General features: G+C 60.6%; 13 protein-coding genes and 1 tRNA gene. 8 read left to right on the top strand and 6 right to left on the bottom strand.

Features of this window, described 5'->3' with window-relative positions; all coding sequences use genetic code 11:
• Nucleotides 1–2: 2 nt before the first annotated feature.
• From BMZ24_RS03035 to BMZ24_RS03010, 6 genes are all read right to left on the bottom strand, one after another.
• Nucleotides 3–416, bottom strand: coding sequence for a DUF503 domain-containing protein (locus BMZ24_RS03035; protein ID WP_425266258.1), 414 nt, complete (start codon nt 414–416; stop codon nt 3–5).
• A 54-nt stretch (nt 417–470) separates the two neighbouring features.
• A complete protein-coding gene (infB, locus tag BMZ24_RS03030; RefSeq protein WP_092189124.1) occupies nt 471–3,359 on the bottom strand; it encodes a translation initiation factor IF-2 in 2,889 nt (962 codons plus the stop codon).
• On the bottom strand, nt 3,349–3,558 hold the full coding sequence (locus BMZ24_RS03025) for a YlxR family protein (RefSeq protein WP_092189540.1): 210 nt from the start codon (nt 3,556–3,558) through the stop codon (nt 3,349–3,351). Before BMZ24_RS03025 ends, infB begins: the two co-directional genes overlap by 11 nt.
• 48 nt (nt 3,559–3,606) lie before the next feature.
• Nucleotides 3,607–4,932, bottom strand: a complete 1,326-nt coding sequence (gene nusA, locus BMZ24_RS03020) for a transcription termination factor NusA (protein WP_092189122.1) — start codon at nt 4,930–4,932, stop codon at nt 3,607–3,609.
• Between the two features lie 48 nt (nt 4,933–4,980).
• Nucleotides 4,981–5,469 carry a ribosome maturation factor RimP gene (locus BMZ24_RS03015; protein WP_092189120.1) on the bottom strand — a complete coding sequence of 163 codons (489 nt, stop codon included), beginning with the start codon at nt 5,467–5,469 and terminating at the stop codon, nt 4,981–4,983.
• Between the two features lie 88 nt (nt 5,470–5,557).
• A tRNA-Gly gene (locus tag BMZ24_RS03010) sits at nt 5,558–5,632 on the bottom strand.
• A gap of 136 nt (nt 5,633–5,768) precedes the next feature.
• Here BMZ24_RS03010 and flgF point away from each other — a divergent pair.
• From flgF to flgK, 8 genes are all read left to right on the top strand, one after another.
• Nucleotides 5,769–6,545, top strand: a complete 777-nt coding sequence (flgF, locus tag BMZ24_RS03005; RefSeq protein WP_092189118.1) for a flagellar basal-body rod protein FlgF — start codon at nt 5,769–5,771, stop codon at nt 6,543–6,545.
• A 77-nt stretch (nt 6,546–6,622) separates the two neighbouring features.
• The gene (gene flgG, locus BMZ24_RS03000; RefSeq protein ID WP_092189116.1) at nt 6,623–7,405 is read left to right on the top strand and encodes a flagellar basal-body rod protein FlgG; all 783 of its coding nucleotides are present in this window, start codon (nt 6,623–6,625) and stop codon (nt 7,403–7,405) included.
• 3 nt (nt 7,406–7,408) lie between these two features.
• Nucleotides 7,409–8,359, top strand: a complete 951-nt coding sequence (gene flgA / locus BMZ24_RS02995; RefSeq protein ID WP_092189114.1) for a flagellar basal body P-ring formation chaperone FlgA — start codon at nt 7,409–7,411, stop codon at nt 8,357–8,359.
• 13 nt (nt 8,360–8,372) lie between these two features.
• Nucleotides 8,373–9,062 (top strand): flagellar basal body L-ring protein FlgH, encoded by a 690-nt coding sequence (locus BMZ24_RS02990; RefSeq protein ID WP_092189112.1) that lies wholly within the window; start codon nt 8,373–8,375, stop codon nt 9,060–9,062.
• The gene (locus BMZ24_RS02985; RefSeq protein WP_092189110.1) at nt 9,046–10,161 is read left to right on the top strand and encodes a flagellar basal body P-ring protein FlgI; all 1,116 of its coding nucleotides are present in this window, start codon (nt 9,046–9,048) and stop codon (nt 10,159–10,161) included. Before BMZ24_RS02990 ends, BMZ24_RS02985 begins: the two co-directional genes overlap by 17 nt.
• A 14-nt stretch (nt 10,162–10,175) precedes the next feature.
• A complete protein-coding gene (locus BMZ24_RS02980; RefSeq protein ID WP_092189108.1) occupies nt 10,176–10,766 on the top strand; it encodes a rod-binding protein in 591 nt (196 codons plus the stop codon).
• A gap of 209 nt (nt 10,767–10,975) precedes the next feature.
• Nucleotides 10,976–11,449, top strand: a complete 474-nt coding sequence (gene flgN / locus BMZ24_RS02975) for a flagellar export chaperone FlgN (protein ID WP_092189106.1) — start codon at nt 10,976–10,978, stop codon at nt 11,447–11,449.
• Nucleotides 11,449–13,560, top strand: a complete 2,112-nt coding sequence (flgK, locus tag BMZ24_RS02970) for a flagellar hook-associated protein FlgK (protein WP_092189104.1) — start codon at nt 11,449–11,451, stop codon at nt 13,558–13,560. Before flgN ends, flgK begins: the two co-directional genes overlap by 1 nt.
• The last annotated feature ends 5 nt before the right edge of the window (nt 13,561–13,565 follow it).

Here is a 13,565-nt window from a genome sequence, read left to right as displayed (position 1 = left end):
AATCAGGCTCCAAATACGTCCATGTCGGCATGGACAAGCTCGTCGGCGGTGGAAGCTTCCACCATGGCCAGTACTTTGGACAGTCGGCTGTGTACGTGCGCCGTATCGTTGGAGACCGTGACCACCCCGAGAACCAGGACCTGATGGGAATCCTGTGATTCGGTTTCGGCCACGGCAACATTGAAGGTGTTGCGCAGCTTCTGCTTCAGGCTGTTGGCGCTTTTTCGCTTTTCCTTCAAGGAAAAAACGCCGTGCAGGCGGAATTCCAGGCGCAGGGTGCCGATGATCATGGCCGCGTACCGTTCGTAAATCCAACGTGCTGAAAAAATGAAAGGCATGGATCCCCGTCTGAGCAGGGATGACGCACCGGCCGTTCGCGTCACTTCCGTGTCATTCCCGCGCAGGCGGGAATCCATGCCTTGGTTTCCGGTTCCGTGAGGACCTTAGTCGATCCTCACGGCCACCCGGGCCTAGATAGTCCGGGCTTCCTCGACCAGTTCAAAGGCTTCGATGATATCTCCGGACTTGATATCATTGAAGTTCTCCAGGCCCGCACCGCAGTCGTAGCCCTTGGTCACTTCCTTGGCGTCATCCTTGAATCGCTTCAGGGAGCTGAGCTTGCCGGTGTAGATGACCACACCGTCGCGCAGCAGACGGACGTTGGCGTTGCGCTTGAGCTTGCCGTCACTGACCATGCAGCCTGCGATATTGCCGATCTTGGGCACGCTGAACACCTGCTGCACGTCGGCCTGGCCGAGGTACACTTCCTTGATGTCGGGAGAGAGCATGCCGGACATGGCCGCCTTGATGTCATCCACGAGCTTGTAGATGATGTCGTAGAAGCGGATGTCGACCTTTTCCTGCTCCGCCACTTCCTTGATCTTGGCCGTGGGACGGATGTTGAACCCGATGATGATGGCGTTGGAGGCCGATGCCAGCAGAATGTCGGATTCAGTGATGGCCCCGGCGCCGCCATGGATGAGGGCGATCTTGATTTCGTCCGTGGACAGCTTGCGCAAGGCCTCGGAGATTGCTTCAAGGGAACCCTGCACGTCGGCTTTCAAGAGCAGGTTCAGGTTCTGGGCCTCTTCGCCGGCCTTGGTGGCCAGGAAGCTTTCGAGGGTGACCTTGGATTCCTTGGCCAGTTCCTTGTCGCGATGCTTGACGCGGCGTTCCTCGGCGATCTTGCGGGCAACCTTCTCGTCCTTGACGATGACGAACTCGTCGCCTGCTTCGGGGATGCCTTCAAAACCCTGGATCTCCGTCGGGATGGCCGGTCCGGCGGTCTTGATCTGTCGGCCCTGGTCATCGAACATGGCGCGGACCTTGCCGCTGATCAGGCCGCACACGAAGGCATCGCCCTGGGTGATCTGGCCTTCCTGGATGAGAACCGTGCCCACGGGGCCGCGGCCCTTGTCCAGCTTGGCTTCGACCACGTGGCCGCGGCCGGGCTTGTCCGGGTTGGCCTTGAGGTCGAGCACTTCGGCCTGCAGCAGGATAAGTTCGAGCAATTCGTCCAGACCTTCGCGCTTCTTGGCGGAGACGTGGGCGAAGATGGTATCGCCGCCCCAGTCCTCGGGCATGAGCCCAAGATCGGACAGTTCGCGCTTGACGCGGTCAGGGTCGGCCCCTTCCTTGTCCATCTTGTTCACGGCCACGACGATGGGCACGCCCGCCGCCTTGGAGTGGCTGACGGCTTCCTTGGTCTGCTCCATGACGCCGTCATCGGCGGCCACGACCAGGACGACGATGTCCGTGACCTTGGCGCCACGGGCGCGCATGGTGGTGAACGCCTCATGGCCGGGGGTGTCCAGGAAGACGATCTCGCCGCGTGACGTGGCCACGTGGTAGGCGCCGATGTGCTGGGTGATGCCGCCGGCTTCGCCCGATGCCACGCTGGTGGAGCGGATGGCGTCCAGGAGCGAGGTCTTGCCGTGGTCGACGTGGCCCATGATGGTCACGACAGGGGGACGGGGCTTCAAGTCCTCGGCCTTGTCGGCCTCCTTGGGCAGCAGGAAGTCGTCTTCGGAGAATCCGGCCCTTTCCACTTCATATTTGAATTCGGCGGCCAGGAGCAGGGCCGTGTCGAAATCCAGGGACTGGTTGATGGTGGCCATCACACCCAGGGAAAAGAGCTTTTTGATCAGGTCCTGGGCCTTGATGCCCATCTGATGGGCCAGGTCGGTCAGCCTGATGGTGTCGTCGATGCGAATCTTGCGCTTGGACGCCTTGAGCGGCTGCGTGTTCTGTGCCTGGGCCCGGGCTCCACCGGCTCTGCGAGCCTCGGCACGCTGGGCCTTCTTGCCCTTGCCCATGGAGAATTCTTCCTTGCGGTACAGATCGGCTGCCTCCACCGTGCGGCGACCCTTCTTTTTCTTGCCGCGGCTGTCCTTGGTACCCTCGGTTTCAGGGGCGGGACGTGGCGGAGCTCCGAGGTTGGCCGGTCCGGAAGGACGCGGAGCGCTCGGGCGCTGACCACCGGGGCCGCCGGGGCCACCTGGGCCGGAAGGACGTCCGCCCGGTCCGGAGGGACGCGGGGTATAGCCTGCCGGACCCATGGGGCGCGCTGCCGGTCCCATGGGACGAACCGGCTGGCCGTCCACGCGGGTGTCGGGAAATTCGACGATGGTGGGCCGGGAGATGATCTTGACCTGAACGGACGGAGGAGCGGGCTTGGCTTTTTTGGTCTTCTTGCGGGCGCGCTTGGCTTCCTCGGACTCGCCTTCGGTTTCCGCGGTTGTCTCGTCTCCGGCTTCACCGGGAGTCTCGGCAGGTGCCTGAACGGTCTTTTCGGCGGTTGCGGCATCGGCATCGGCCGATTCAGCGGCTACCGGCTCGGCAGGGACTTCTTCGACGGAAACTGGAGCTTCGGCGATCGGAGCCTCGGCCACAGGCGTCTCTTCCTTCGCGGATTCCTCGGGCGCGGCCTTGGCGCTGGAGACTTCCTCGATGATGCGCGCCGGGGTGACGATGACCGCCCTCGAAGGCTTGCGCGCCGTGGACTTCTCGGTCGCCTCGGTCGTTTCAGTCACAGTCTTGGCTGGCGCTTCTGCCGGGGTCTCGGCGGGAGTTCCGTCCTTGGGCTGTGCTTCGCCGTCCGTTTCCGGGGTTTCGGCCTCGGCGGCAGAGACCTTGTGCCGCTTGCGCACGATGACGCCAGAGGTGGCGCGCGTGTCCACGACCTGGGGCGCGGCGGCCCGGTTCTGGTGGTGATTGCGGACCTGTCCGACTTCTTCGTCGGTCAGGCTGCTCATATGGCTCTTGGCCGGGATTTTGAGTTCCCGCAATAACGTCATCAAATCCTTGCTGGAGATATCAAGCTCCGTGGCAAGGTCTCTCACCCGCAATCTAGTGGACATGCCCAACCCCCTTACATTTCTTCTGCCAGCCCTTGAATCGCTCGAATTTGTTCCGGCACGCCGCATCGCGGCAAAGATAAAAACCCCGTCCCGGTGTTTTTCCGGTGCTGTCAGCGGTCAGAGTGAGCTCTCCGTGAACAGGGCAGGTAAATCTATATAGTTCTTCTTTGGAAAAGCGCTGCCTGCAAATCACGCACATGCGTATAGGCCCTTGCGCGCAGGCGGTCTTGTCGTCCGCTGGGATCATCTATGCTTCGTCTCCGTCCGCGTAATCAGCATCTTCCCCTTCGACCGCGCCTTTTGTTTCCGATTCCTCGGATTCTTCCGGGGTTTCTTCCCGGTTCTGGCTGATGAGGAGGTTCAATGCTCCGCGCAGGGCGCCGATGTTTTCTTCACTGATGCCCTGGATGTCGAGCAATTGCTCGTTGGTGCAGGCGGCCATGGCTTCAAGGGAATCGAAGCCGGCTTCGGTGAAGTCCGCAACGGAGACCTGGGCCGCGCTAGCCAGCTGTTCCAGCAGGTGGCGGTTCTTGTGCACCTTGTTGAAGCGGCTGTTGGTGAAAATGTCGATCTTCCAACCCAGAAGCTTGGCCGCGAGCTTGACGTTCTGGCCCTTCTTGCCGATGGCCGGGGTCAGCTGATCCTCGGGTACCACGACTTCCAGGGATTTTTCCTCGTCGTCGATGGCGATCTTGGAGATGCGTGCCGGGGACAGGGCGTTGGCCGCGTAGGTGGCGATGTCCGGGCTCCAGAGCACGATGTCGATGCGCTCGCCGCGCAGTTCCTGCACGATGCTGTGGATGCGCGAGCCGCGGATGCCGACGCAGGCGCCGACCGGGTCGACGTTGGAATCCTGGGACAGGACGGTGACCTTGGCGCGCAGGCCCGGGTCACGGGCCACGCCCATGATGTTCACGGTGCCGTCGGCCACTTCGGGCACTTCACGGCGGAAAAGGGCGGTCATGTACTCGGGATCGGAACGGGTGATGATGATCTGCGGCCCGCGTCCTTCCTTGCGTACGTCGATGATGAGTCCCTCGACCCGGTCGCCCTGACGGAAGCGTTCACGCGGGATCTGCTTGTCCTTGGGCAGGAGGGCCTCGGTCCGGCCGAGGTTGATGATCCAGCCGGAACGGTCACGACGCTGGATGATGCCGCTGACGATCTCGCCTTTGCGGTTCTTGTATTCCTCGAAGATGATTTCCTGTTCGGCGTCGCGCATGCGCTGGATGATGACCTGCTTGGCGCTCTGGGCGGCGATGCGGCCAAGATCCTCGACCTGCAGGCGAAATCCGATGGCGTCGTCAAGCTCGACGTTGGGGTCGTGCTTGACTGCTTCGACCATGAGAATCTCCGTGTCGGGATCCTCGACCTCTTCGACCACGATTTTGAACTGGTAGACTTCGATCTCGCCGGTCTCTTCATTGAAGGTGACCTCGATATCCATCTTGTCACCGTATTTTTTGGTCACGGAGGCCCGAATGGCTTCTTCCAGTGTGTCGATCAGCATTTCACGGTCGATGCCCTTGTCCTTGCTGATCTGGTCGATGGCTTTTTTGAGTTCCAAATTCATGAACGTCCTCCGTTCTCCGTGCGGAAACAACCCGCCGTATTCCGAAATTTATCGTTTCTTGCCCTGATCAAAGGGCTCGTAGACGAGGTTGGCCTTGCCCACATCGTCCCAGTTCAATTCAAATGTATTGCTGTCGTCGGTCAGCGTAAACATGGGCGGTTCGACACCGAGCAGACGCCCCTTGAAATTTTTTCTGCCCTCAAGCGGGTTTTCCATGCGGATGCGCACCGTCTGCCCCACATGGGCCTGCAGCTGCTCCAAGGAGAAAAACGGCCGCTCAAGGCCGGGCGAGGACACTTCCAGTGTGAATGCTCCGGGAATGATGTCCTCCACGTCCAGGGCCAGGCTCAGCTGTCTGCTGACCTCCGAGCATTCGTCGATGCCGACCCCGTGTTCGGAGTCCAGATAGACCCGTACGATCTTGTGCCGTCCCCCGGCCGCGAAAAGCAGGTCGATGCCCCAGACTTCGAGGTCCCGGGCCTGACACAGGGGAGTCACCATTTCCATGAGCCGCGCGTGTATTTCGTTTTTGTCCATCTTATAAGCCTATCGGAAAAAAAAAGGTGGACCACGAAAAGGCCCACCCCCATCAGCTACCGAAAATCAGTATGACCACATACAGGAGTGGAGCGGGTGACGAGGGTCGAACTCGCGACTCCAAGCTTGGGAAGCTTGTACTCTGCCATTGAGCTACACCCGCTCTGCAACCGTTTCCCTTGCATGAGTGGGGGGATGGCAGTCAAGTGTTTTTTTCCCGTGGCCCTTGTGAACCCGGCGATCATGCATTTCAAGTGGCCTGGTATTTGCTCAATGAGCGTTACCAAGGAGGACCCCCCATGCAAGACAGCAGTTATAGCGCCGTATTCGGGGCTCTTACACAGCAACATCGACTGGATAGCATCGCCAATAATTTGGCTAACGTGAACACCACGGGTTTCAAGAGCGAAAAACTGGCCTTTCGGGATACCTTTCGCCGCTATGCCCATGACATGGTCGACCCTAACACCACTCTGAACGAGAAGGTACCCTGGCCGCAGCCCAATCTTTTGGCGCAGCCCAGGATTTCCGAGGCGGTCATCGACATGTCCCAGGGACCAATGAAGAGCACGGGCAACCCGCTTGACCTGGCCATCGCAGGGGACGGTTTTTTCCGGGTCCAGACGCCCGAAGGGGAATTCCTGACCCGTCAGGGCGTGTACCATCGCTCGGCCGAGGGTTTTGTCGTGGACGCCCACGGCAATCAGCTCCTGGGCCAGGGCGGCCCCCTGCAGATAGCGGAAGGGGGAGCCGTGCTGGTTGACGCCGACGGCGGGTTCTCCGTTGACGGCGAACTTGTCGATACCATCGATCTGGTTCGCGTCGAGGACCCTCGCGTTCTGGAAAAGGTGGGCAATTCCCTGCTGCGCATCCGCCCGGGTGCGGAGGCACAGGCCATCCCGGCCGAGGATTCCACCGTGGAGCAGGGCTTTCTGGAGGCGGCCAACGTGAACGTGGTCTCGGAGATGGTCAACATGATCGAGGCCATGCGTGCTTTCGAGGCCTACCAGAAGATGATCAGCGGCTCGTTCGAGCAGGACAAGAAGGCCATCGCAGAGGTCGGTGCGCCCAGATAATATCCCTAGGCTTGCCGCCCGCGACCTGATCGCGGGACGCAGGATGGGCGCGGGTGATCCCGCAAGGAGAAGAAGATATGATTCGCGCTTTATGGACCAGCGCCTCGGGCATGATTGCCCAGCAGCTCAATCTCGATGTCACGGCCAATAACCTGGCCAACGTGAACACCACCGGGTTCAAGAAGAACAGGGCCGAGTTCGAGGATCTCATGTACCAGAACATGAAGATCGCGGGCTCTTCAAACCAGGAAGGCGATCGCCTGCCCGTGGGCATGCAGGTCGGCATGGGCGTGCGGCCCGTGTCCGTGCACAAGATATTTTCGCAGGGCGATTTCCAGAATACGGGCAACCAGCTCGATCTGGTCATCGAGGGCGACGGGTTTTTCCGCGTCGATCGCAGCGGCGAGGAGTCCTACACCAGAAGCGGCGCCTTCAAGCTCGACAGCGACGGACGCATCGTGACCGACAACGGGCACCCCCTGCAGCCTGAATTCATCGTCCCGCCAGAGACGCAGAACATCGTCGTGACCGAGGACGGCCGTTTGACCTGCGTGGACAAGGCCGGAGCGGAGATCGCCGGCACGGACATTCCGGTCTACACCTTCGTCAACCCCGCCGGTCTCAAGGCCATGGGGCGCAACCTCTATGTGCAGACCGACGGATCCGGCGAGGCGGTGGAGAGCGTGCCCGGAGAGAACAATGCCGGCACCCTGGCCCAGGGATTTCTGGAGATGTCGAACGTGGAGATCGTGGAAGAAATGGTCAACATGATCGTGGGCCAGCGCGCCTACGAGGCCAACTCCAAGTCCATCACCACGGCCGACACGATGCTGCAGACCGCCAATCAGTTGAAGAGGTAGCTCATGCGTTTTTTCGTGGCTCTGTTCGTTCTTCTGCTCTGTCCCTGCCTGGCCGTGGCCCAGGGCCGGCTGATCGTGGCCGGGGCCGTGTGCGTGGACGGACCGGCCATCACCCTGAACGATCTGGCCCGCGCCGAGGGCGAGGACGCCAAGGCCATCCTGGCAGGCATCGGAACTGTACCACTTTTGGCCTCTCCCAAATTCGATGGTGCAAGGGCCAACCTCAATGGGGCCAGGCTCCGGGAACTGATCGTGCAGCGCTTCGGGACGGCCCTGCCGTCCGTGGACGTTCCCGATCAGGTTCAGGTCCAGCGCGGGGGACAGGTGCTCAGCTCCCTGTCCCTGCGGCCGGCCATCGACAAAATTTTGACGAATGCACTGGCCCATCACGGGGGCGAAGTGGAAATCCGCGAGTATCGCATGGCGGACTATCTCTTTCTTCCGGAAAAGGAGCCGATTCAGGTCCGTGTCATTCCCGTGGGCACTCCCGCGCCGGGGCGGATCAGCCTGCGCCTTGAGGCCGTGACCGAGGACGGGCGCCCGGTGCAGAGCTTCACGGGCACGGTTTTCGCCGATGTCTGGAAGACCGTGCCTTGCGCCGCCCGCGTCCTGAACAGGGGCGACATCCTGGAGCCGGGCCTGGTGGGCTTTGCGCGCAAGAATCTGGCTTACATGGCGCGAGCGCCCTGGGATGGAGGCAATCTGCCCCTGCGCATGACCGCGGCGGTGGGCGAGGGGCAGGTCATCAGTGCCGACGCGGTGGAATTCATTCCCGTGGTGGCCAAGGGGCAGATTTTGACCCTTGTCTATGCGGGGCAGACACTCAAATTGACCGTGCCGGTCGAAAGTCTCGAGGACGGCGGCATCGGCAACACCATCCGGGTCCGAAACATGCAAAGCCGCAGAGTGGTGGCCGCGCAGGTTGTCGACGCAGAAACGGTGCGTGTGCCGTAGGCTGGGAGGAAATATGCAGAAAAAATTCTTTATGTTCACGCTGGCCGTGCTGGCCATGACCGGATGCCGGACCACAGGCCGTCCGCCCATGCCCGCGGCCGTGGTCACGCCTCCTCCCCAGGAGCGGGTGGCCGAGGCCCAAAATCCGGGTTCGCTCTTCGATCCGGACGGGGCGACCATGCTCTTTGCCGACGCCAGGGCCAAAAGGGTCGGCGACATCCTGCTCATCAAGGTCGTGGAGACCACGCTGTCCAAGAGCAAGGCCTCGACCACGGCCGACAGGGCGAGCTCCATGGATCTGGGCGTAAGCGCCTATCTGGGCAAGGATAAGTTACCGCTCATTCCCGGCGCGACCGTGGGTCCGGATTCTCTGGTCAGCGCCAAGTCCACCAGCGGATTCGAGGGCGATGGCGAAACCAAGCGCGAAAGTTCCCTTACCACCACCGTGGCCGCCCGGGTGACCCGGGTTCTTGGCGGCGGACTCATGGAAGTGGTCGGGGCCCGCGAGACGCGGGTCAACGGCGAGACCCAGATCGTGCTGGTGCAGGGTGTGGCCCGGGATCGAGACATCGACGCCGACAATACCATCATGTCCACCAGTCTGGCCGAAGCGCGCATCGAACTTTACGGCGAGGGCGTCCTGGCCGATAAACAACGCCCCGGGTGGCTTGCGAGGATACTTGACAATGTGTGGCCATTCTAAAACCAGACGCTTCGCTTTCCTGCTTCTCGCCCTTGGCCTGACCATGGGCCTGGCCATGCCGGCCGGGGCCGTGCGTCTCAAGGATATCGCCAGCTTCGGCGGGGTGCGTTCCAACGATCTCGTCGGCTACGGACTGGTGGTCGGCCTGCCGGGAACCGGAGACAAGAGCAGTTCGCAGTTCACGATCCAATCCATGGCCAATATGCTTGAAAACATGGGGGTCAAGGTCGACCGGGCAGCGCTCAAGCCCAAAAACGTCGCAGCGGTCATGGTCACGGTCAAGATGCCGGCTTCGGCCAGACCGGGGTCCCGGCTCGACGCGACAGTATCCTCCGTGGGGGACGCGTCCTCGTTGCTTGGCGGCGTGCTGCTCATGACCCCACTCAAGGGCATTGACGGCAGCATTTACGCCCTGTGCCAGGGCTCCCTGGCCGTGGGCGGGTTTTCGGCCGGAGGAGATGCGGCCACGGCGACCAAGAACATCACCACCGTGGGTCGCATCCCCGGCGGCGCGGTGGTCGAGCGCAGCGTGCCCTTCAGCTTCAATGAGCAAAAGGACATCACCATCCAGCTGGGCGTGGAGGATTTTTCCACGGCCAAGCAGGTCGCGGACAGCCTGAACAAGGCCATCGGCGGCCAGTACGCCCACGCCCAGGACGCCTCTTCCATAAGGCTCGGAATTCCTCCCCAGTATCAGGGGAACATCGTCGCGCTCATGGCCTCTCTTGAGAATCTGGAAGTACAGCCCGACAGCCGGGCCAAGGTGGTTGTCGATGAAAAGACCGGCACCGTGGTTCTGGGTTCCAACGTCACCCTGTCCCGGGTTGCCGTTTCCCATGGCAACCTGAACGTGGTCGTGTCCGAGCAGCCCCAGGTTTCCCAGCCCGGAGCGTTCTCCCCGGGTCAGACGGCCATCACTCCGTCCACCGAGATCGGCGTCCGCGAAGAGCAGCGGAGACTCGTCCTCATGGCCGGGGCTTCCATCCAGGAGCTGGTCGATGGCCTGAACGCCATCGGCGCCACTCCCCGGGACCTCATTTCCATTCTGCGGACCATGAAATCGGCGGGCGCCCTGCATGCCGATCTTGAGGTCCTCTAGCCAGCGGAGGCGGCATGAACGAGATTATCACCACGGGCCTGCCCGAACCTGATCCGACGCAAAGCCTGCAGGAACGCCTGCGGGATCTGCGCTCCCGGGTGCAGCCCGAAAAGGGGCTGGATGAGGTCAAGCTCAAGAAGGCCTGCCAGGATTTCGAGGCTGTGTTCATCGGCCAGATCTGGAAGCAGATGCGCGCTTCCGTGCCCAAGGAAGGATTGCTTCATTCCAAGGAAGAGGAGAGCTATCTGTCCATGTTTGACCAGGAACTCTCAGTCAAGATGTCGCAAAGCGGGGGCATCGGCTTGTCCGACATGCTCTATGCGAATCTTTCCGAGCGCTTGGTCAATGCCAGCCGCGACACGACCTCGACGGCTCCTTTGCATCCCCTGAACGTGGCGGATCGCGGCAAGGCTCCGTCCGGGACGCAGGCCGCGGCAGTGCCCCCCCGCACGCTGGCCGCGATCACGGCCCAGCATGAGGCCGAGATGCTGGCGCGTAGCATCGAGCAGAGGTCGCAGTCCGGAGAGGCTCAGACGAAGATCATGCCCACGGATCTTGAGGATGCCCTGCGCGTTGTGCGCATGGATGGCGAGGACGGCCCTTAGTGCTTGTGGCCACGGGGAAATTCTTGCCGGTGGGCATGGCGCTGACGTCTGCGTCAGGGACGGGAAAGGGCCTCTGGCGCTGTCTTTGGAGGATCTGATGCATGCTGGTCGGCATTTTGCAAAGATCAGGGAAATGAAGGGTGCGCCAAGCAGGGATTTCCTGTCTCGGCCTTAATTTTCACTACCGCTCATGTGTAAGGAAGCACGATATGCAACAGATCATTCTTGGCAGTCTCATTCGTCAGGCAAAAGGCACAGAGCTTCTCTGTCAGCTCCTGCGCGAGGAATACGCCTTGTTGCGGGCGGGCGCGCCGGATCAGGTGACGGGACTTGAGATGTGCATCCAGGACCTGATCAGACAGCTCGTGCGCGAACGCGAGGCTCTGGTCCATCGCCTGCAATCTGCGGGCATGACCAATCTGGCTGTTTTTCTGGAGACCTTGCCCGCCGCGGACAGGCGCATCTTTGAAACGTGGCGGGCCAAGATCGTCACGCATGAGCAGGACAGCGGCCATCTGGCCTCGATCAACGCCGATCTGGCCATGGCCCTGTGGAAGCAGAGCGGCGTGCTGCTCAGCCATTTTCAGAATCAGGTCGCACCGAGGGAGCGCAACACCTACTCGGCCAAGGGGACGTGGCAGGACCGCACGGCCACGGCGACTCTGGTGCGCGGGAGGCTCTGATGCCCGGCATCGCATCCCTGTTCAATATCGGGAAGCAGTCCCTTTTTGCCAACCAGTCGGCCATCGAGGTCGTCGGCAACAACATTTCCAACGCCAATACCGAAGGTTATAGCCGTCAGGCGGTGCGCTTCGAGGATGGCTACTACATCAGTTACACTCCGGGCCAGCTTGGTACAGGGGTCAACGCGGCCGAAGTCATCCGTTATTTCGATGAGTTCACCGAGATCATGTACAATGACAAAAGTTCGGAGCAGCAGCGTTGGCAGAAGCTCTACGAGAATCTGCAGAACGTTGAAATGATTTTCAACGAATCCAACGCGCAAGGGGTCAACTCGGCCCTGTCCGCGTTCTGGGCCGATTGGCAGACCCTGGCCACCAGCCCCGACAATCAGAGCGTGCGCTCGGCCCTGCTCGGCCATGCCTCAAATCTAGAGCAGGCCATCGGGGTTGTCTACGGCGATCTGCAGCGTCTGCAGTCTCAGACCGATGATACCATTCATGCTGAAGTCGGCGAGATCAATACGCTTCTTGAAAGCATTGCCGCGTTGAACAAACAGATCACCGTGACCGAGGAGACTGGCAAGAACAACGCCAACGGACTGCGCGACGAACGTGCGGCCCTGGTTCGGAAGTTGGCCGAAAAGATCGATATCAGATATATCGACAACGGCCTTGGCAACGTGACCATCACCACCCAGGCCGGGCATACTCTGGTTGATGGCGTCAGTGCCTTTCGGTTGGCTTTCGATTCTCCGACGTCTATTGCGAATTTGAAAAGCACCTCTACCTATAAAGGGTTGCCGACTTTTGACGGGGAAAGTTCCAGCGAATATACTATAGAAATTCGCAATGATCCTCCCGTGGACGTTCCTCTTGGATCTAATGAAACGCTGGATTTCAGGATTTCCGTGGATGGCGGCAAGACCTGGATGACCAATGAAGCGGGCGGCGATGTATTCAAGTACACGGGAGAGGCTTTTCTGCTGCCCGACGGCAAGGGCACTCTGACGTTTCCAGTCGGGGCCGATGTTAATGGTACATTGCAGAAAGACGATCGCTTTCAGATACTGCCTAAGAAATCTCTTTTCTGGTACGAGACCACCTCCTCCAGGATCAACATCACTCCCCAGATCATGCCCAACGGCGAAGATAACGAACGTCGTCTGACCGGGGGTACCCTGGCCGGGTACTTCCAGTTTCGGGATGCGAGCGTGGGTGGTTATATCGAGAAGCTGGACGCCTTTTCCAAGAGCCTGGCTTGGGAAGTCAACCGTATCCATTCCCAGGGCACGGGACTTGAACGTTTCGAACAAGTAGCCGGGACCTACGGAGTGACGAGCAGCGAGCTTTCCCTGCAAACCGGCGCTGGGTCGGCATTTGGCGACAAACTGGAAGACGGTAACCTCATGATCGGGGTTTACGACAAGAATACCGGAGCGCAGGTGCAGTTTTCGGCTTTGGATTTCAGCGCGGATGCCGGGGTGCAAAATTTCGTTGCCAAAGATCATTCCCTCGAAAGTGTTGTTGGAGCTATAAATCGAGTTTTTCCCGGCAAGCTCACGGCCTCCGTGTTGGACAACCATCTGCAGATCGAAGCCGCAGACGGCTATGATTTCGCCTTTGGTTCCGATTCCACCGGCCTGCTTGCTGCCCTGGGCATCAATACCTTTTTCGACGGCTCCGACGCTCAGACCCTGTCCCTCAACAACGATGTGCGCAGCAACATATCCCGCATCAACACCGGCCACGTCAACGGCGCCGGGGAGATGAACGAGGGCGACAACACCACGGCCGCCGCCCTTGCCGCCTTGCAGAACAAGGCCGTGACCACGCGTACTGTAAGCGAAGGTAAGACCATCCAGACTCTGGGGGAATATTATTCCACGCTGGTGGCCAAGGCGGGCTCGGACACGCAGTCTTCAAAGTTCAATTATGAATACCAGCAGGCCCTGGCAAATGACCTGAGATCGCGGCAGGAATCCGTCTCGGGCGTGAATCTGGACGAGGAAATGACCAACCTGATCAAGTTTCAGCACGCCTATACCGCGGCTGCGAAACTGATCACCACCGCCGAGTCCATGCTGCAAGTGCTGCTGGGGCTCAAGAACTAATGGAG

The sequence above is a fragment of the Desulfomicrobium norvegicum genome, assembly GCF_900114595.1.
Taxonomy (GTDB): Bacteria; Desulfobacterota; Desulfovibrionia; order Desulfovibrionales; family Desulfomicrobiaceae; genus Desulfomicrobium; species Desulfomicrobium macestii.
This window is presented reverse-complemented; position numbering and strand designations above follow the sequence as displayed.